The organism is Bacillus cereus group sp. N14, from assembly GCF_016483555.1.
Taxonomy (GTDB): Bacteria; Bacillota; Bacilli; order Bacillales; family Bacillaceae_G; genus Bacillus_A; species Bacillus_A wiedmannii.
In genome coordinates this window covers 99,659-119,730 of the sequence record NZ_JAEHBQ010000011.1, presented here as the reverse complement: position 1 = coordinate 119,730, position 20,072 = coordinate 99,659, and the positions used below count along the sequence as shown (strand labels likewise).

Here is a 20,072-nt window from a genome sequence, read left to right as displayed (position 1 = left end):
CTTTCATTGAGTTATCAATATAGTTTGGCTTAAAAATCGAATTACATGTATAATGTATTTTATATTTTGTAGTTATAACAATTTGATAGCGGTACATGAAGAAAGAAGGTTAAAAGCATGAAAAAGAAAATCCTATTATGGATATTAGGAATTATAGGGGTAATGATTATAGGTGGTGGAGTATATGCCTATAATGTATATTCCAAAGTCTCGAAAACATTAGATGAAGTTCATAAGCCATTGAAACGTGATAAAGACTCTAATAGCTCAGAAATGGCAAAAATCAGCAAGTCTGAACCCGTATCTATCCTATTACTAGGAGCCGATGAACGTGGTGATGACAAAGGACGTTCAGATTCTTTAATGGTTATTACCTTAAATCCTAAAAATAATTCAATGAAAACTGTAAGTATTCCACGTGATACGTATACAGAAATTGTTGGAAAAGGGAAAAGTGATAAAATCAATCATGCATATGCATTTGGTGGCGTAGACATGTCTGTCGCGACTGTAGAAAAGTTCTTAAATGTACCTATTAACTACTATATTGAAGTGAATATGGAAGGATTTAAGGATATTGTTGATGCAGTAGGCGGTGTAGATGTTAATAATGATTTAGAGTTTTCTCTAGAGGGAAAGCACTTCCAAAAGGGGAATATCCACTTAACTGGTGACCAAGCTCTAGCGTACACACGTATGCGTAAGGAAGACCCTCGCGGTGACTTCGGTCGTCAAATGCGTCAACGCCAAGTAATGCAGGCTGTTATTAAGAAGGGTGCAAGCTTCTCTTCTTTATCAAGCTATGGTGATGTGTTAACAGCAATTCAAAAGAACGTGAAGACAAACTTAACGCAAGATCAAATGTTTGATATGCAGAAGAACTATAAAGATTGCTTGAAAAATAGTGAAGATATCCAAATCTCAGGTGACGGCCACAAAGCCGCTGATGGTATTTGGTACTACTATGTTCCAGATGCAGCGAAACAAGATATTACGAATAAGTTAAGAGCGCATCTTGAAGTGACTAAGTAATATGTAATAACCCAACTCCTTTGGTAGGAGTTGGGTTTATTTTTGCGTGAATTTATATTAGTATTATATATTGTGAGATTAATAGATGAGGTGAATCGATGAATAAGAAAGCAGTACTTGTCCTAGTTATTTTTGTATTGTTTGTCGCTTCGGTTGTGAGCGGTAAACTGTACTGGAATAAGAAAGTGGCGAATGCGACAGGGCAGACGAGTGAAGTAACGAAAACGAAGTCTGAAGTGAAAGATAGCGGAGTGAAGAAAACAGAGAAAAAACAAGATGCGAAGTCATCTTTTAATGAAGCATATGCGAAGAATTTACCAGATGCAGTGAAAGAGAAGTTGAAGAAAGCTGCTGAGGATAAAAAGGCAATAAATCTAGTTATTGTTGGTGATGAAGCTTCTTCATCTGAGAAAGATGCTTGGGCAGCTAAGCTGACGGCTAATTTAGAAACTGCATACGGTAAAGGTTTATGGAATGTGACAGTAAAAGAATATAAGGGTGAAAGTACAGACGAGTTAATTGCGAATAAACGTGATAAAGAGATTGCGAAAGAAAATCCAGATGTGATTTTATTCGAGCCGCCGTTTATTACTGACAATGGTAAAACTGGTAATGGGAACTCTGTTGCGAGTACACAGAAATTCGTTCAAGCACTTTCTACTAGTGCAAAGGGTGCTACGATTATGATTCAACCACCAAACCCAGTGTATGGTGCGAAGAATTATCCGAAGGCAATTGAGGCGTTAAAGCAATTTGCGACGCAAAGTGGTTATACATATGTGGATCATTGGGGAGTATGGCCTGATGCATCAACGAAGTCTATCCTGCCATATTTAACAGAAGAATTCGGTTTCCCAAGTGCTAAAGGCCACGAAGTTTGGGCACAATATGTAACGGATTATTTCGTTGCTAAGTAATAAAGGTACACAAAAGGTATACGAGCAATCGTATACCTTTTATAATAAGAGAGTGAATAAGAAATCCTAATATATGTAGGAGGACGACAATGAACTCAATTCTAATCTGCGGCGGAGCTGGTTATATCGGTTCTCACGCTGTGAAAAAATTAGTAGACGAAGGTTTATCTGTAGTAGTAGTAGATAACTTACAAACTGGTCATGAGGATGCAATTACGGAAGGTGCGAAGTTTTATAATGGAGATCTTCGTGATAAAGCATTTTTAAGAGATGTTTTTAAACAAGAGAGTATTGAGGCGGTTATGCATTTCGCAGCTGATTCTTTAGTTGGAGTTAGTATGGAGAAGCCTCTTCAATATTATAATAACAATGTGTATGGTGCACTTTGCTTATTAGAGGTAATGGATGAGTTTAAGGTAGATAAGTTTATTTTCTCTTCTACTGCGGCAACGTATGGTGAGGTAGATGTAGACCTTATTACTGAGGAAACGATGACAAATCCAACGAATACGTATGGAGAGACGAAGTTAGCAATCGAGAAGATGCTTCATTGGTATAGCCAAGCTTCTAATTTACGTTATAAGATTTTCAGATACTTTAACGTGGCTGGTGCAACTCCAAATGGTATTATTGGGGAAGATCACCGTCCAGAGACGCATTTAATTCCTCTTGTGCTGCAAGTGGCGTTAGGGCAACGTGAGAAGATTATGATGTTTGGTGAGGATTATAATACACCAGATGGTACTTGTATCCGTGATTATATTCATGTTGAAGATTTAGTGGCAGCTCACTTCTTAGGGCTTAAAGACCTACAGAACGGCGGAGAGAGTGATTTCTATAACTTAGGAAATGGTAATGGTTTCAGCGTGAAAGAAATCGTTGATGCAGTTCGTGAAGTTACAAATCATGAAATTCCAGCTGAGGTAGCACCACGTCGTGCAGGAGATCCAGCACGTTTAGTTGCTTCTTCTCAGAAAGCGAAAGAGAAGTTAGGTTGGGATCCTAAATATGTAAATGTGAAGACAATCATTGAGCATGCTTGGAATTGGCATCAGAAGCAACCTAATGGGTATGCTAAATAAAATATAATAAGTGAAAGAGAGGGTATTGTCGTTCAACATATGTTCGACAATACCCTCTCTTTTTTTATAGGATTTTTGCTATACTAAACTGTACTATAATACGGGATGGAAGGAGGAGAATAATGAAAATACTTGTAGTTGATGATGAATCGAGTATTCGTAATTTGATTCGGATGCAGTTGGAGATGGAAGGATATGAAGTGCTCACGGCGGCTGATGGAAGAGAAGCTTTAGAGAAATGGAATGAAGGACCGGATGTACTGATTTTGGATGTTATGCTTCCAGATACAGATGGGTATGAGTTGCTTCGCTTGTTCCGTGAGAAGAATAGGGATATTCCAGTGCTCATGTTAACTGCAAAGAGTCAGATGAATGATAAATTGCTTGGTCTGCAGCTTGGTGCGGATGATTATGTGACGAAGCCATTTAATTATGCTGAGCTTATTCTTCGGATTAAGAATATGACGCGGCGTGTGAAGAAGGCAGAGGTAACGGTAAGTCATGAAGTAATTGGAGCAGGAGAGATAACGATTTGTCCTAAGGAAAGAAAGGTACATGTTAGTGGACAAGAAATTCAGTTAACGTACAGAGAGTTTAATTTATGTCAGTTGTTTGTTTCCAATCCGCAGCGTGTATTTATGAGAGATGAGTTACTTGAGAAAGTATGGGGGTTTGAGTATATCGGAAATACGAGAGCGGTTGATATTATGGTGCAAAGACTGCGGAAGAAGCTAGGGAATAGCGGGGAATATATTAAGACGATTTATGGCGTTGGCTATAAACTAGATTGTTAAGTGGTGATGGTATGTCTTTAAAAAGGAATATGGTGTTTGGAATAGTGGGACTGTTAATCCCGATTTTTGTTCTTTTGTACGCAGTTGTTTATATTACGTTAGAAAAGAATATGTATCATAACGCGGCAAATTCTTTAGAGAAGTTAAGTGTAGAAGCACAAATTTATACGATGAATTATTTAGAGAAGGAAGCAGAGGTGGAGACACTCGGTCCGAATTCACTTTTAATTGCTTCGTATTTAGCAAAGCGCATGGATGTACGTGTACAGATGATTGGGAAGAATGGAGATGTTGTTGCGGATACGCAAAAGGGAGCACTTCTTCATCGGAACATTGATATTGAGAGCTCTTTGAAGGGGAAGAAGTCTTATGTTTTTGAAGAGGGAGATCCAGCTCCAATTCTTTTGTTTTCAAGCCCAGTTTATTATGGAAACGATGTCATCGGAAGTGTTCGTTTTATAAATGAGTTAACGGGTGAGAAGGAAGTTTTAACAAATGTTGGTTGGACGTTTTTAATGACGTCTCTTTGTCTAGTAGCTGCGGGTATTTTCTTTGCAATTCGTTTGGCGAAGTCTCTTCATAAGCCGATTGATCAGTTAAGACAAATGGCAAGGCGGCTTGCGAATGGGGATTATAAAAGCAAGATTGAGCTAAATGAATATGTGGAAATTGCTCAGCTTTCAGCATCTTTTAATGCGATGGCTGATGGAATTGAACTGCATATTAAGCAATTGAAAGAGGAGAAAGAGAAGCAGAAAGATTTCTTAGACCGCATTACGCATGAGTTAAAAACACCGTTAACGGCGATTATTGGCTATGTGGATTTAATTCCGAAGTTAAAGGCGAAGGAAGATGTAAAAGAGAGCCTGCGATATGTGGCTGTAGAGAGTGAGCGTTTATTATCACTTGTAGAGGAATTACTTAAGTCTTCAAAGTACGGGACGAGTACGTTTGAAGTATCACCTACAGTTGTGAACATAAAGGAATTAGCAGAAGAAGCAGTTTCAATTGTGAAACCTCGCCTGCAGCAATTCGAGATTGAAGTGATAAATGAGTTAACAGATGTACATGTTGTTGCAGATTTCGATAAGACGAAACAGATTTTCTTAAACGTGCTTGATAATGCGATAAAATATAGCGATGCTACACAAATTCGTATGAATGTAATTGTAAATGAACGCGAGGCAAAGGTTTTTGTTCATGATGATGGCATTGGTATAGATGAAGGTGTGCTTGCAGAGTGGAATGAATCGTCAGGAGGGAAGGTACTTCCTTCTAGTTACGGGAATGGTTACGGTTTGTATATTTGTCAGGAGATTATGAATAAGCAGGGCGGAAGTATGCGAATTGAGAGTAGTGAAGAGATGGGTACTACGATATTTATTACATTTTTACTTCCGAAACGGATGGAAGACATAAAAAACTTGAAAGCGGTTAAATGATACATTTATGAAACAATTATGCGGTATTTTCGAAACAACGTTTTTTTATCTTGGAGGTAGGCAGAAATGAAAAGGCTATCATTTCAAATTCTTATGTTTGTCCTTTGTATAATCGTTTCTCTTATTTTGTTCTATGTGATGGAGAAGCAAATATATAATCGAATCACAATAGTGAATGACAAACAAACTGTTTTACAAAGAGTGAATGAATCCCTGCCTACTGAAATGAAAGTTAGGCATGAAAAGTGGGGAGAAATTGTTATAACGGATGAAGTTCGTTTGCATACGATTGTTTCATTCTTTGACCGAATTCAAATAGAACCGAGAGAAGCTAATAATCAAGAACAAGTATTTACTGGAGAAGTAACGTACTTGAATGGACATAAACGTACTTTTGCAGTAGGTGACTTGTTCCAGTACGGGGCTGATATGTACGGAAAGAATGGTACGGACCCAATGATTTCAGCATTTCAAACGTATTTGTTAAGCCTGTATTACACACCAGAACGTATTAGTGATTTTTTTGCGTCAGCACAGGATGTCATAGTACGCCAAGGTGATGTAGAACGTGCGATGAATCTTACGCACATACTTGATTCGATTCGGTACGCAAAGCAAATTACAGATTACGGAGAAATACAGAAATTATTACAATCACAGAATGAACCGATTGCTTATATTACCGCTTATAAAACAGGGAAGCGTATAAAGAATGAGCGAGAAGACATTCTTACTATTTCTGTGTATCCATCGTACTTTGTTGTGCAATATCTCGGCGATAATAACGGGAATGTTATGTATATGAAAAGCTCCCTCGCAAATTTATTTGTAAAGGAGAATGTGTCATGAGAAAGATAGCCTTTTTCTTCTTTTTGCTAGTAATTGGAGGAGCGATGTCTAGTTGCTCTCGAGATACAACCTCTATTAAATATAATAAAAGTGGTCTCCCTATTTTGGATGATCGTCATCTTGTTGCGTATGTAGCAGCTCGTGAGGAAGTTGGTGAAGCTTTGCTTTCATCATTTTGTAAACCACGCGGCTGTACGTATGAATTTATTCGTCTTTCGACAGAAGAGCTTCTTCGGAGGGTAGAAGAGGAAGCTGGAAATCCGAAAGCAGATATTATTATTGGCGGTACGGTAGACGCGCATCAAATGATGAAGCAAAAAAATCTATCTATTCCTGTTACGAGTCAGCATGCGAACCGTATTTCAAAAACTGTTAAAGATAAAGACGGTTATTGGTACGGTTATGAAGTGGAGAAGTTGGCAATTGCGATCAATAAAGAGCGGTGGAATGAAGAAATAGCACCGCTCGGACTTCCTTATCCATCAAGATGGCAAGATTTATTAAATCCAGTATATAAGGGAAAGATTGTAATGCCAGATCCCAATGTCTCAGGAACAGCATATACGTTTTTTCAATCACTTATTGATACTGTAGGTGAAGTGGAAGCGAAGGAATATGTGAAGAACCTTGCAGGGCAAGTTGGTGAAGTAACGGTGAATGGTTACATACCAGTAGAGCTTGTTGCGAGCGGTGAGTATATGATAGGCATCAATTTCATGGGAGATCAGAGAATGCTTCAAAAACGAGGCTTTCCAATTGTAAGTATTGTACCTGAGCAAACAGGGTTATCTGTTAATGCGATTTCGAAACTAAAACGTGCACCGAATGGTATTATTGCGGATTTATTTATTGATTATTGTTTATCAGAAGAAGCGGGTCACATTTTAGAAAAAGTTTCGTTTGGCGTACCAACGATGTTTGTGAAGAACGAGAAAGAAATAGAAGGACAGCCGGTTAGAAGAACAAACCAAAATATATCAAATAGCGGAATAATCGAGATATGGAATAGACAGCGTCTCTCTCAGAAGTGAGAAAAGGAGACAAAATATATGTTTAAATGGCTCAAGCCAGCACCTGCAATTGAGAGATTGCCAGCGGATATGATTGATCGAGTATACAAATTATTACGTATTCGTGTATTGATGGGAATTTCAGTTGGGTATGCTGCTTATTATTTAGTTCGTAGTAACTTTACGTTATCAAGTACGTATTTAGTACAAGAATATGGATTTAGTACAGCTGAAATTGGACTACTAGGTTCAATCATGGCAATTGTTTATGGATTTAGTAAGTTCTTTATGGGGAATTTGTCAGATAAGGCTTTCGCCCAGCGCTTTATCGCAGTCGGTTTATTCTTATCAGGGCTTGTAAATATTTGTTTCGGTTTTGCATCGTCATTTGGAATGATTGTTACACTACTTGTTCTAAATGGTATTGTACAGGGTATGGGAGCACCCCCTTGTAGTATCGTTATGACGAAATGGTTCTCGAAGAAAGAACGTGGTACGAAAACAGGTATTTGGAATATTTCACATAACGTTGGCGGAATGCTTGTGCCACCACTTGTCGGAATTGGTGTAGCTATTTTTGGTGAAAATCATTGGCAAGGCGGCGTGTTTATTTTCCCTGCGATTATCGCAATGGTAATTTCAGTTCTTGTTTGGATTAATGCGAAGGATACACCAGAATCAGAAGGTCTTCCTCCAATTGATGAGTATCGTAATGACTATGAGAATCTTGAAAAAGCAGATAATGCTAACAAGATGTCACCAAAAGAAATTTTAATGAAGTATGTAGTGAAAAATAAATTTGTATGGTTCTTATGTATTGCAAATGCATTTGTTTATTTAATTCGCTTCGGTGTTATTAACTGGGTTCCACTTTATTTAACGACAGTTAAAGGTTTCTCAAAAAATGAAGCACATGCAGCATACGCAATCTTTGAAGGTATGGCAATTCCAAGTTCATTAATCGTTGGTCTTTTAAGTGATAAATTATTTAAAGGAAAACGTATGCCATTATGTATCATTAGTATGGTCGGAGTTGTTATTGGTACGTTTGTATATTGGCAAGCAACTAGCATACTTGTTGTAAGTATTGCAGTTTCTATTATCGGGTGTTTAATTTATGTACCACAGTTCTTAATCGGTTTAAGTGCGATGGAATTAGTACCGAAATTTGCAGTAGGTACGACAGTTGGTATGTGTGGTCTGTTCGGTTATGTAGGAGGAAGTCTTGTAGCAAACGCAGCAATCGGTGTTATTGTTGATCGTTCTGGCTGGGACGGTTGCTTCATCTTACTATTAACAGGTGCTATTTTATCAACAATCTTCTTGTTCATCGTTCAACGTGGACATGAGAGAAAAGCTCCTAAAGCAGCGTAATATTTTGTTAGAAAAGCTATCCAATTATCATTTTGGATAGCTTTTCTTATATTAATATAACCTTTCCTTAAATCTATCTTAAAAGACAATATGTCATATTTCTAATCATTGGAATTTTTGTTACAATATAAATGGATGTGTAAAACTTTGTAAAAAGAATGTAATAATATGTAATTCATTTTCAGAAAGTTTTATACAATTTTTACATTAAACTATTAAGTTATAAAAGGAGAGAGAATATGGTACCAAATACGGTTCGTACTCCAAACAAGAAGAAGAAATGGATTATTATCGGGGTTATTGCACTAATTGTTATTGTAGCAGCAGTTAATATTTTTATTATGCAAGGCAAGAAGAAGGGGGCAACAACAACGGCTGATGCTGTGAGCTTTGAGAAGGTAACGGAGCGAAAGCTTAATAATACGAAGTTAATTTCTGGTCAGGTGAAGCCTGGGAATATTGAAAGTTTTTATGCAGATCCAACTAAAGGAAAAGTGAAAGATATTGAGGTAAAAGAAGGACAAGAAGTAGAAAAAGGTGCGAAGTTATTCTCTTATGATAATGAAGAGATTAATTTACAAATGAAGCAAGCTGAGCTTGATCAGAAGATGGCGGATATGCGTTATGATCAAGGGAAGAAGAAGATTGATTCGCTGAAGAAAGAAATTAAGAAAGCGAAAGATAGCGGAGCTGGGAAAGAAGTAACAGATCCGATGGAAGAGCAAGTAAGTGAGTTAGAGATGGCGCAAAAGACAACTGATCTTGAGAAAGAAAAAGGGAAGTTGCAGAAAGAAGAGTTAAGTAAAAAGCAGAAAGAGCTTACGATTTATAGTAATTTTACTGGTGTCGTTCAAAAGTTAGATAAAGATGCGGCGCAAAGTTCATCTCAAGCGTTAGGTGGTCAAGGGAAAGCATTTTTACAAGTGGCGTCTAAAGATCCATTCCAAGTGCAAGGGACGTTAACTGAGCTTCAGAAGTCACAAATTCAACCAGATCAAACATTTACTGTCACTGCAAAAGCGAATAATAAGAAGAAGTGGACAGGTAAAATTACAGAGGTAAGTGAATTCCCAACGAGTGCAGAGATGTCTCAAGCTGGTGGTATGGGTGAAGCGACTCAAAATATGTCCCAATATACATATAAAGCAAGTCTTGATAGTCAAGATGGTTTATCTCCGGGTTATCACGTTTCTCTGCAAGTAAGTTTAGAGAATAAGACGATGATTGCAGTTCCGACTAAGAGTATTGTAGAAAAAGACGGTGATGCATTTGTTTATGTTGAGGATAAAGGAAAGCTTCGTAAACAAAATGTGAAAAAAGGTTCTACTGATGGAGACTGGACAGAGATTGTTGAAGGCGCAAAAGTGGGGCAAAAGGTGGTTAAAAATCCTTCCGACGACGTGTATGACGGAATGGAAGTGAAAGAGAAATGATTACGTTAAATAATATTGCTAAAACGTATTATCAAGGAAAGTTGGCAGTGCCAATCTTACATGATATTAGTGTAACGATTCAAAGCGGTGAGTTCGTTTCGATTATGGGACCGTCTGGTTCTGGTAAATCAACGCTTATGAATATTATCGGTTGTTTAGATCGCCCAACTGAAGGCGAATATATGCTGAATGATGTGAATATCTTAACAGCAGACGAGTCAAAGCTTGCTTTAATTCGTAATGAATATATCGGTTTTGTGTTTCAGCACTTTAATTTGCTTCCACGTCTTTCGGCAGTAGAAAATGTTGAACTTCCGCTCGTATACGGTGGTGTGAAGAAAGCAGAGCGTCGTCAAAGGGCTCTAGAAGCGCTTGGTAAAGTCGGTTTGTCAGATAGGGTTCATCATTTACCGAATGAATTATCAGGTGGACAGAAGCAGCGTGTAGCGATTGCAAGATCGATTGCGAATAATCCAACGTTCATTATGGCCGATGAGCCTACAGGCGCGCTTGATACGAAGTCTGGTGAGCAAGTTATGGATATTTTCACGAAGCTTAATGCAGAAGGTACAACGATTGTTATGGTTACGCATGAAGAGGAAGTAGCAGCGTATTCTTCCCGCCGCATTGTACTGCGAGACGGGAAAATTACAGAAGATAGAAGGTGTGCGGTATGAGTTTACTAGATAGTATAAAAATTGCCCTATCTTCTATTTTAGCTCATAAACTGCGTTCAGCTCTTACGATGCTCGGTATTATTATCGGCGTTGGTTCTATTATTACTGTCGTTGCGATTGGGCAAGGCGGGGAAGCGATGCTGAAGTCGAAATTCGCAGGTTCTGGTGGTAATAACCTTATGCCAATTCAATTTAAACCAGATATGAATGATGAGTTTGCTATAGGCGGATTTGAAATACCGAAGTTAACGGAAGAGGATATTTTAGAAGTAAAACAAGTGAAAGATGTTTCACATGTTATTACGACAAATTCGACGACAGAGATACTAGATGTAAATGATAAAAAAGCAAATCTGAACGTTATTGGTCTTGATAATGAATATTTTGCGGTTAATAAAGTAAAGGTCGTAAAGGGACGTACTTTAAATGAATCAGATATTTCTCATGCAAATAACGTTGTGATGATTAGTACAAAAACAGAAAAGACGTTATTTAAGGACGTAAACCCAGTTGGGCAAATTATTGAGATGAAAGGACAACCGATGCAGATTGTCGGTGTGTATACATCTGATAATGAGTTTATGGGATTTGAAATGGAAGAAGCGTTAATCCCCCTTACATTATGGCCTGTTTTATTCGGAACAGATGATATTCAAAATATCGCAATTCAAGCTAAAAATGTAGACGATTTAGAAGCAGCTGGGAAACAAGCTGTTGATGTATTAAATAGTCGTAAGCCAAGTGAAATTCCAGGTAAATATGAACTAGTGAATTTAAAAGAATTCCAAGAAAATGTTTCTAAAGTAACTGGTATTATGACGATGATTATCGGTGGTATCGCGGGTATTTCATTAGTCGTTGGTGGTATTGGTGTTATGAACATTATGCTCGTATCTGTAACGGAGCGTACGCGCGAAATTGGGATACGTAAAGCGCTTGGGGCAACACGTAGTAAAATTTTATTACAGTTTTTAATTGAAGCAGTTATGTTAACGCTTCTAGGTGGTTTGATCGGAATTGGTCTTGGATATGGCGGGGCATATATCGTTTCCACATTTGCGAAATGGCCACCGCTCGTTTCATGGGAAGTTGTCGTTGGGGGCGTACTATTCTCTATGACACTCGGTATTATTTTCGGATTAATTCCAGCAAATAAAGCTGCGAAATTAGATCCAATTGAAGCATTACGTTATGAATAAGTTAGTAGTGTAATAGAGAGGGAGCTCTTTACTACACATTACCGTTCTAGTGGGCGGTTCGTAGCCTCTATGTTGAGGAAGTGAACCGCCCGTTAGAACGGGTTATATAAATAGAAGGAGGCGTTATAATGGAAGCGAATATTAATACGCAAGATGTAGGTTCTAAAAAGCCATCGTTATTAGGGATGATTACATCTCCAGGTGAACAATTTGAGAGAATGAAGACGAAAAGTCCAGTATGGGGGGCATTTTTCCTTTTCATTATATTAACAGCTGTAATTGCAGGGATTGGCATGTATCAAGTAGTAAATCATCCTGGTGTAATGGGTGAGGTGCCTGATGCTGAAACGGCTAAAGTTGTTGGTTACTTCGGAATAGGGGCAGGTATTGTTGGAGGGCTATTTGGTACTGCGATTTGGTTCTTCATTGCGGCAGCTATTTATAAAGTGATTATGATGTTTATGAGTAATGATACTTCATACATGAAATTATTATCTATTTATGTCTACACATATACGATTTCAATTTTAGGTGCAATTGTGAACTTTATTATTAGAATGATTCTTGGTGGAGATATTGAAACTTCTTATACAAGTTTAGCAACTTTATTTGAGCCAGGTACAGTTGCTCATGGTGCTGCTTCATCATTCGAAGTTTTCAATATTTGGGCATTAGTTGTAATGGGGTTAGGATTACATATTACGGCTGGATTAAGTAAAAAACAAGCAACGATTTTAATTGTTATTTTCTTTATTCTTTCAGTTGGATTTAGTAGTTTAAGTGGTCTAGCTCCAAAATTTGGTGCATAATTTATTCTTTTAGAAAAAGGTGACTCTTCAAGGGAGTCACCTTTTTTATTTTTCCCCATACTTCAAATACCACCAGCAGAATTTCAAATTCTACTTCATGTAATTTCAAATTTCGGCGGTAGTATTTGAAATTACTCACAGTGAAATCGCTTCTTTATTTTTATATTGTGGAGGTACCGGCGGAATAACAAAGAGGTATACCTTTTAGAAACGGGTACTGTGTGAAACCAGCAACTTTTACAGAGACAGCTTTGTTGTATGAAGGAATGATCGTAAATCAAATAAAGAAGTTAGGGATTTATCAAGATTATGAAGAGTATTATCAATGTGGTTTAATTGGTCTTTGGCATGCGTATGAAAGGTATGATGCGGAGAAAGGAAGTTTTCCTGCATATGCAGTTATAACTGTGCGTGGTTATATATTAGAAAGATTGAAGAAAGAGTTTGCAGTGCAAGAAAAGTGTGTATGTGTAGGAGAATATGAGGATATCTTCCATTTTGAAGATATTGAAATGAGAGCAAAGGATTTTATGAGTGTATTAGATGAGAAGGAGAAGTATATTATTTTCGAACGTTTTTTTGTAGGGAAGACGATGGGGGAGATCGCTAACGAGATGGAAATGACCTATTATCAAGTGAGGTGGGTGTATCGGCAAGCACTTGAGAAAATGCGAAATAGTTTAAGAGAATAAATATGATTATAAGAATGGAAGGCAATGGATATTACTTTCCATTCTACTTATTCTGTTAAGGTAGTAAATGTAATAAGAGGTTTTTAAATTGTAGTGAATCTTGCATGTTCATACGTGATAATACGTATCCAGCTTTTAATAATTGCTGTTTTAACTTATGGGGACTGATATGTATTGTTGTAGTAGTGCCATTTGAGAAATGAATGTTAGCTTTTTTAATCTTTTTGAAAAATTCTATGTCATCTATATGGTTATAAAATAGCCATATACAGTTTGGAGAAGAAGGAGATTCTGTCGGGAAAGCACAAATATATTCTCGATGATTAATTGGAATTGGGACATTTTGTTTAAATTTAAAGTTTGTTTGGACTGCATTACGTCTACCTTGATAAGTAGAGTGAACATTGGTTAGACAAGATTGCTTGATGAGTTGGAGAGCAGTTTGACAGGAGTAAAGATGGTTCCCGCTACTGTCGATAATTTTGGTGCGATAATAAGGGTGCTTGTAAGGTTCCAGCATCATTGTAGAATTAGAAATAATAATATCATTTTCTTCATTCATAAATTTGATTCCTCCCTTATAAATGATAGTAATATCAAATATAATTATATACGAATTAAGTAAATTAATTATTAATATTCTGTTTCATATTGTAAATTTTGACTATTCGTTTACAATCAATAGATGTTAGTCTTTCTAATTTGCATCGCTTGTACATATATATGAAAATAGAAAAGAGTAGGCGGTGAGATAGTATGAAGAAAAAGTATATTATTATGGCTCTAGTTGTCGTGCTTCTAGTATATTTAGCAAATAGTAATCCGAGTAAAGGTGAATATACAGACTGGGCAGCGAAGCAGTTTATGAAACGTAATGATGTAAGTAAGAAGCTAGACGAAGTTCAAAAGGAAAATGAAGAGGGTCTCCTTGGCGATTTAGCATCGGCTGGTAAGAAGTTGGCGAAAAAATATGTTGAGCCACAAGTTGGATTATTAATCGAGAATTATACAAAGCGAAATGATTATATTTTCTTCTCAACATATACGACCGAGTTTGATATAGGCGGAGAACATTATAAATATGTATGCGTCGGTTTTTCAAAAATCTTTATTCCGATTGAAATGCCGAAGAAAAAAGACGAATCTGCAAAATGATGCAGATTCGTCTTTTTGTTTATAAGTTAATTGGAACTTCAGACACATTCTTTTCTACGAGACGGGCTCCTTTTTTTCGGGTATTTTCATTAATTGATGAAAATACAGATGAGGCAAGGATGGTATCCATTACTTGATTTACGACTTGTGCATCGACGGGTGTGATCGGTTTCTCGATAGAAAAGACAACTGTTTTTCCATCTTCTTTCGCGAAAATTAATTCTAGTACTTGCATACGTTATTTCCTCCTTTTTATTTATCGTGTTATATGCGGGTAGGCCGATCGGTGTAATCATCGGGGGATGAACAAAACCCCCACTGATTAAAGTTCCACCTTATAGGGTAGAAAGATCTGATGTGCTAACAAGTTGTATAGCGTGAAGCGGTGATACTTGTAAAGAAGCAAGAGCACGTGCTACGTTTTGTACTTGCTCTAAGTTTGCGTTTGTTTTAACACGCTTAAATTGTTTTTGCTTAAAAGCTGTTTTTCCGTTCTTATCTAATCCACTGTTTAAGACAAGACGTAAAGTTAAGTCCGTTACGATTGTTTCGACTGCCATGTTTATCACCCCCTTTCACTTTATAAATAGGGTGCAAATGTCATGTTTTGGCGTGAAATTTATTCTTTTTTTTGGTACGCTTAAAAGACTAAGAGAGGGGTTTCGGAAGAATGAATCGTAAATGGTTATTTTGGATTCCTGTTTTACTATGGATGGGGTTGATTTTCTATTCCTCGGCACAACCATATAAAAAGCAGGATATGCGTTCGGATATTGAACAATATGTAAATGTTGAGTTTGTGGAAGAGCATTTTTCGTGGGTATCTATCGATTATGGTGGTGGTACACCTGTTAGCATTGCAAATAAAGGTGTAGGCGGATTTATTGAGTTTTTCCTTCGTAAAGGTGCTCATTTTATGGTGTTCTTTATGCTCGGTTCATTGACGTATTATGCTTTTCATCGATCGGGTTATTCGAGAAAAAGGTGCTTCCTATACGCTCTTCTATTCGTTGCGGGATATGCAACATTTGATGAAATTCATCAATGGACTACGGGAGATCGTACACCGATGTGGCAAGATTCATTACTGGATACGTGCGGCGGATTAACAGGAATTATAATAAGCAATTGGTTTTGGAGTAGAAAAAGGAGCTAATCTTTTGAGATTAGCTCCTTTTGTTTATACACCAAGTAATTCTTTTAGTTCATCTGTAGATAGTTCGGTCATCCAACTATCGGTTGTAATGACGGCATTGTTTAAGGATTGTTTTCTTTCTAACATTTCATCAATTTTCTCTTCGAGTGTCCCCGTTGTAATAAGTTTATGAACGTGAACGAAGCGTTTTTGACCAATACGATATGCACGGTCTGTTGCTTGGTTTTCTACAGCTGGATTCCACCAACGGTCGTAGTGAATGACATGGTTGGCAGCGGTTAAGTTTAAGCCAGTTCCACCTGCTTTTAACGATAAGATGAAAATGTCATACGTTCCGTTTTGGAACTGCTCGATCATTTTGTCACGTTCCTTCTTCGGTACACTACCGTTTAAGAAGAGGACGCGCTGACCGAAATGTTCTTCTAACACATTTTTTAGCATGTTCCCCATACCGATGTATTGTGTGAAGATTAAACAACTTTCATTTTGATCTTTTATATTTTCAATTAGTTCCATTAGCGTGCTCGTTTTCATGGAACGTTCGATGATGTCTTTTGGTTCTGTTTCTTTTAAATAAAGAGCAGGATGGTTACAAATTTGTTTAAGTTTGTTCAGCATGAGTAATATAAATCCGCGTCTTTCAATCCCGCTTAATCCTTCTACATTTTGCAATGTATCTTGAACAAGTTGTTCATATAAGGAAGCTTGTTCACCAGTAAGTGGACAGTACGCTTTCTGTTCTTGTTTATCAGGCAAGTTTAATGCGACGGTTTGATCTTTCTTCGTACGACGCAGTAAAAACGGCGAGATAAAACGTTGAACTTGTTGGATTTTTCCTTCGTCACGGTCCTTTTCAATTGGTGAGACGAAGCGGCGCTGGAATTGTCCTAAGCTGCCGAGATATCCATGATTAATGAAGTCAAAAATAGACCAAAGCTCGGCAAGTCGGTTTTCCATCGGTGTACCGGTTAAAGCGATTTTGTGATTTGCTGGCAAGTTTCGTACTGCTTTCGACTGTTTCGTATGTGGGTTTTTAATATTTTGTGCTTCATCCAAAATAACAGCATCCCAGCATAACGTACTAAGTTCTTCTTCATCAAGCTGAGCTAATGCATAAGATGTTAATACAACATCTGCTGATTGAAGGAAGTCTTTAAATGATTCGCCTTTCGCTCGGTTACTTCCATAATGTAACTGAACACGTAAATTTGGTGCGAAACGCTCAAATTCTTTTTGCCAATTTCCAAGAACAGATGTCGGTGCCACGATTAAAGCAGGGCCTGTTTGGAGATTGTTCTCTTTTATATATAGTAAGTAAGTGATCGTTTGAATGCTTTTTCCAAGTCCCATGTCGTCAGCTAATAATGCTCCGAATCCAAGCGTTCTTAAATATAATAACCACTCAATGCCATGTTGTTGATACGGACGGAGTGTTGCGTTTAGTGCAGAAGGGACATCTACTTTTGGAATATCTCCAATGTGCAATAGTTTTTGGAATAGCTCTTCATAATATCCATCTAGCTCGATTTCAATATCGGTAAATGGACTATCTTCTTCTACAATTTCTGTTTCAGCAGTGTTTGATAAATGTTGCTGAAGGACATCTTTCATTTCTAGTCCATATTTATCGGCACGGTTCATAAGCTTTCGTACTTCTTCAATAAAGGCTGGATCCAGTCTCATCCATTGACCATTTATATTGAATAACCGTTTGTTTTGTTCAACGAGTTCGAAAAATTCGCTTTCGGATAAATCAATGCCGTTCGTTGAAATGCGCCAGTCAAAGTTAACGAGTGTATTCATGCCGAAGAAAGATTGCGTTTGCGTAGCATTTTGCTTCAGCTGCACACGTAATTTTGGTTTTGTCGCTTTTAAATTTTGCCACCAGGATGGCAGTAAAATCGTAATACCTGCAGCGAGTAATTCGTTACTTGCTTCTGTTAAGAAGTTCCACGCTTCTGTTTCAAAGAGCTCACTTCGGAATGTATCGCCTTCTTTTAACCACGGTACGAGCTTACTGAATCCTTCTTGTGTTTCAAGAATACGTTCTTCATAATCGTGCCATCGTTTTGGCAAAGAATCGATACTTTCATATACATATATGCGATGTGCCCCGCGCTTTGGTGTAACAATTGTCTCAAGCTTCCACATTTCAAATTCTTCTTGCGGCTCTTGTAGCCGTAGTCCGATTGTAAACGGAAGGTCATCTTCAATGTAACCAATTTTTCGAAGCCAATCTTCTTCATGTAGTGCTGCATCCAATTGTCTTTTCGTAAAGTCGTAATGTTCATAAAGTCTCTTGGCATCTTCCCATCCATCGTTTGAACGGTTATCTTGTAATATGCTTTCATTTACCGCGGCCGAGAAAAGAGATGCCAATGTGTCATCTTCGATTGGGGTATTTTGCACTTTCCAAGATGGTTGTTTGGGCCAATGCTCCATATCAGGTACGAAGCTACCGCTTGTGAAGGCATCCCATAATTCGTTCGCATCTTTCGTAAGTGCTGTAATAGGGCCATTCATTTGAATATGGGCAAAGGAGTTCATCGGTTTATTAGCGATGTATTCAAATGCTTGTGCGTTTGTTAGCATAACACCTTGTTTTCCTTCAAAGGTCGCTTCTTTTAGAAACGTGCCGTAGAAGGAAGTGGAATGCCACGTAAATGCATTTCGTTTCCAACTTGTTACGGATAATGGAGTACCGCTGTCATTTTCTCCCCAAAGGAACCAACCTTGACTAACATGCTGGAGCCTAATTGTTACTTCAGTTTGATTGATCATCGATTAATTTTCCTTTCCGTAATTCCTCTTGTAGTGCACGCAGACGTGAATGTAAGTTTGCGATGTGAATAATGAAAGCATCCCATTCATCAGTGCGCTTTAATCGTTTATATAATGTACGTAATTTCTTTAAGTAACGAACTGCACGTCTATATGATTTGCGGTTTCGCTCTTCAATGGCCTCGGTAGCAGCAAGGTGATAAAGAGGAAGGGCTGCTTCTGGTGCTTCCTTTTCAATATCTTTCAGCGGCTCTTTCAAAAGTTCAATTGCTTCAAACCCATGTAAGAGCTGAAGTTCTGCCCATGTACGATATTGCTTTTTCGCGAGTACGTATTGCTCATAGTTTGCGAAACTATATGGTAGTAGCTCTTGCAAAATCATTTCGAGTCCGGCTTGTTCATTTGTATGGGTTGCATACGTTTCATACATGATGACAAATAAGCGAACGATATCTTTTATGAAAATCGTATTTTCGTGCTCATGTATCGTTTTCTTCACTTGTTTATACGTAAAGGAAAGCCAGTTTTTCGCACGATCCCACTGCATTGTATTTAATAGCTCTTCTAACCAATAGAAGTACAGACTTACAACAGAAGCAGGCTGTTTTTTTAGTAAGTCCATCGCTAATAGGTCTTCGTCATTTAAAAAGAGTAGGTGAGAAGATGCTAATGCTTTGGAAAGTGGATTGATTTTCGTATCGATTCGCTTTTCTTCTTCTTGCAGTTTCTCTTTATTGTGTAAGAGTTCACTCCATATGTGACGATAAATAAAAAATCTTTCTTGCGTATAGGCATCGGTGGAGAAGAATACTTCGTGAACGAGACGAGCTGTTTCTTGCAAAATTGCTTCAGACTCTGAAGGAATCGCTTCTGATTGTAAGTCCCGAACGATGGATTCCACTTTATCTACAAATAAGCGAACGACGTTAACAGGCTGGTGATAAGAATACGTTTTATTTGCTTCGAAGTCCTGAATTTCTTCTAATAATTTTTGAAAGCAATAAAGCGCTGCGTGTAGCCTGAACAACTCATGTATCGCAACGATACGCGGAGCTTTCCGCTCGAGTTTCGTATAGAAGTCTGTAAAAATACTCATAAGAAAATACATTTGTTTATAAGTAAGCCGAGCTTGTTCTTTTTTAAATGATTCATATTCGTTGTCAAAATACGATTGCCAACTTTTATAATCCGTTTCTTCAAACGCTGATGATTGCAATACTTGTCTTGCAGTTCGAATAGGAGGAAGGGAAGGTTTCGTATTATTTTTAAATAAAGTTAATACATCTCCTACTTGCCCGAAACTAGATGCTGCAGATAGTAAAACAGCGAGCATATGCTCACATTGCGTTGGTGCAAAGCAATCGCAATAGCTTTCAGCGACGTTACGAATCGGGATATGGACGCTATATACGCTGCCTGCAGCATCTACAGTTCCTGATAGCGTATAACCATCAAAGTCAACGTTGTAGACAACACCACTACGATATAGGTGCCGAGCTGTAGCGACATGTTCCTGATCAGCTGTTTGCTGTGGATCTAGTCCTTGAACGAACTCATTCGCAATCATCATAATTTCATCTTTCGTAATTGAGTGTTGCAGCATAATATTCCTCCGTACACATATTTCTTTCCTTTACCATTATAAACAAAAAATGCTCAAAACAGAAAAA

20 protein-coding genes are annotated in these 20,072 nt (G+C 37.7%); 15 read left to right on the top strand and 5 right to left on the bottom strand.

Annotated elements, in window-relative coordinates; genetic code table 11:
• Window positions 1-117: 117 nt before the first annotated feature.
• The 13 genes from tagU to JDS82_RS16930 all read left to right on the top strand — a co-directional run bounded on the left by tagU (window position 118) and on the right by JDS82_RS16930 (window position 13,310).
• Window positions 118-1,032, top strand: coding sequence for a polyisoprenyl-teichoic acid--peptidoglycan teichoic acid transferase TagU (gene tagU / locus JDS82_RS16990; RefSeq protein ID WP_199713621.1), 915 nt, complete (start codon window positions 118-120; stop codon window positions 1,030-1,032).
• A 98-nt stretch (window positions 1,033-1,130) separates the two neighbouring features.
• Entirely contained in the window at window positions 1,131-1,949 is an 819-nt protein-coding gene (locus JDS82_RS16985; RefSeq protein WP_199713620.1) for an SGNH/GDSL hydrolase family protein, read from the top strand.
• 89 nt (window positions 1,950-2,038) lie between these two features.
• Window positions 2,039-3,031, top strand: coding sequence for a UDP-glucose 4-epimerase GalE (gene galE, locus JDS82_RS16980; RefSeq protein WP_088092405.1), 993 nt, complete (start codon window positions 2,039-2,041; stop codon window positions 3,029-3,031).
• A 122-nt stretch (window positions 3,032-3,153) separates the two neighbouring features.
• A complete protein-coding gene (locus tag JDS82_RS16975) occupies window positions 3,154-3,825 on the top strand; it encodes a response regulator transcription factor (protein WP_000699565.1) in 672 nt (223 codons plus the stop codon).
• Window positions 3,826-3,836: 11 nt separating this feature from the next.
• The gene (locus JDS82_RS16970; RefSeq protein ID WP_199713619.1) at window positions 3,837-5,267 is read left to right on the top strand and encodes a HAMP domain-containing sensor histidine kinase; all 1,431 of its coding nucleotides are present in this window, start codon (window positions 3,837-3,839) and stop codon (window positions 5,265-5,267) included.
• 66 nt (window positions 5,268-5,333) lie between these two features.
• Window positions 5,334-6,116 carry a DUF3919 family protein gene (locus JDS82_RS16965; protein ID WP_048566692.1) on the top strand — a complete coding sequence of 261 codons (783 nt, stop codon included), beginning with the start codon at window positions 5,334-5,336 and terminating at the stop codon, window positions 6,114-6,116.
• Window positions 6,113-7,147, top strand: coding sequence for an ABC transporter substrate-binding protein (locus JDS82_RS16960; protein ID WP_199713618.1), 1,035 nt, complete (start codon window positions 6,113-6,115; stop codon window positions 7,145-7,147). The genes JDS82_RS16965 and JDS82_RS16960 overlap by 4 nt, the downstream gene beginning before the upstream one ends.
• Before the next feature lie 18 nt (window positions 7,148-7,165).
• Window positions 7,166-8,500 carry an MFS transporter gene (pgtP, locus tag JDS82_RS16955; protein WP_199713617.1) on the top strand — a complete coding sequence of 445 codons (1,335 nt, stop codon included), beginning with the start codon at window positions 7,166-7,168 and terminating at the stop codon, window positions 8,498-8,500.
• A gap of 239 nt (window positions 8,501-8,739) precedes the next feature.
• The gene (locus JDS82_RS16950) at window positions 8,740-9,933 is read left to right on the top strand and encodes an efflux RND transporter periplasmic adaptor subunit (protein WP_088091846.1); all 1,194 of its coding nucleotides are present in this window, start codon (window positions 8,740-8,742) and stop codon (window positions 9,931-9,933) included.
• Window positions 9,930-10,610 carry an ABC transporter ATP-binding protein gene (locus JDS82_RS16945; RefSeq protein ID WP_000631612.1) on the top strand — a complete coding sequence of 227 codons (681 nt, stop codon included), beginning with the start codon at window positions 9,930-9,932 and terminating at the stop codon, window positions 10,608-10,610. The genes JDS82_RS16950 and JDS82_RS16945 overlap by 4 nt, the downstream gene beginning before the upstream one ends.
• Window positions 10,607-11,809, top strand: a complete 1,203-nt coding sequence (locus tag JDS82_RS16940) for an ABC transporter permease (protein ID WP_000054368.1) — start codon at window positions 10,607-10,609, stop codon at window positions 11,807-11,809. Before JDS82_RS16945 ends, JDS82_RS16940 begins: the two co-directional genes overlap by 4 nt.
• Before the next feature lie 128 nt (window positions 11,810-11,937).
• Window positions 11,938-12,618 (top strand): YknW family membrane protein, encoded by a 681-nt coding sequence (gene yknW / locus JDS82_RS16935; RefSeq protein ID WP_199713616.1) that lies wholly within the window; start codon window positions 11,938-11,940, stop codon window positions 12,616-12,618.
• A gap of 221 nt (window positions 12,619-12,839) precedes the next feature.
• Window positions 12,840-13,310, top strand: coding sequence for a sigma-70 family RNA polymerase sigma factor (locus JDS82_RS16930; RefSeq protein ID WP_000801300.1), 471 nt, complete (start codon window positions 12,840-12,842; stop codon window positions 13,308-13,310).
• 55 nt (window positions 13,311-13,365) lie between these two features.
• Here the strand turns inward: JDS82_RS16930 and JDS82_RS16925 are convergent, their stop codons facing one another.
• A complete protein-coding gene (locus tag JDS82_RS16925) occupies window positions 13,366-13,872 on the bottom strand; it encodes a competence protein ComK (protein WP_001001403.1) in 507 nt (168 codons plus the stop codon).
• A 194-nt stretch (window positions 13,873-14,066) separates the two neighbouring features.
• Here JDS82_RS16925 and JDS82_RS16920 point away from each other — a divergent pair, with 194 nt between their 5' ends.
• On the top strand, window positions 14,067-14,465 hold the full coding sequence (locus JDS82_RS16920; RefSeq protein ID WP_000731403.1) for a DUF4359 domain-containing protein: 399 nt from the start codon (window positions 14,067-14,069) through the stop codon (window positions 14,463-14,465).
• Window positions 14,466-14,484: 19 nt separating this feature from the next.
• Here JDS82_RS16920 and JDS82_RS16915 read toward each other — a convergent pair whose 3' ends face one another.
• Window positions 14,485-14,700 carry a DUF2922 domain-containing protein gene (locus tag JDS82_RS16915; protein WP_001197599.1) on the bottom strand — a complete coding sequence of 72 codons (216 nt, stop codon included), beginning with the start codon at window positions 14,698-14,700 and terminating at the stop codon, window positions 14,485-14,487.
• Between the two features lie 100 nt (window positions 14,701-14,800).
• Window positions 14,801-15,025: a DUF1659 domain-containing protein gene (locus JDS82_RS16910; RefSeq protein ID WP_000257712.1), complete on the bottom strand. Its 225-nt coding sequence runs from the start codon at window positions 15,023-15,025 to the stop codon at window positions 14,801-14,803.
• A 110-nt stretch (window positions 15,026-15,135) separates the two neighbouring features.
• On the opposite strand from JDS82_RS16910, the gene JDS82_RS16905 reads away from it, so the two are divergent.
• Entirely contained in the window at window positions 15,136-15,621 is a 486-nt protein-coding gene (locus JDS82_RS16905; protein WP_001080700.1) for a VanZ family protein, read from the top strand.
• 24 nt (window positions 15,622-15,645) lie between these two features.
• On the opposite strand, the gene JDS82_RS16900 is transcribed toward JDS82_RS16905, so the two are convergent.
• Both JDS82_RS16900 and JDS82_RS16895 read right to left on the bottom strand, forming a co-directional pair.
• Entirely contained in the window at window positions 15,646-18,402 is a 2,757-nt protein-coding gene (locus JDS82_RS16900; protein WP_199713615.1) for a DEAD/DEAH box helicase, read from the bottom strand.
• Window positions 18,386-20,005: an SWIM zinc finger family protein gene (locus JDS82_RS16895; RefSeq protein WP_000939124.1), complete on the bottom strand. Its 1,620-nt coding sequence runs from the start codon at window positions 20,003-20,005 to the stop codon at window positions 18,386-18,388. The genes JDS82_RS16900 and JDS82_RS16895 overlap by 17 nt, the downstream gene beginning before the upstream one ends.
• Window positions 20,006-20,072: the final 67 nt, after the last annotated feature.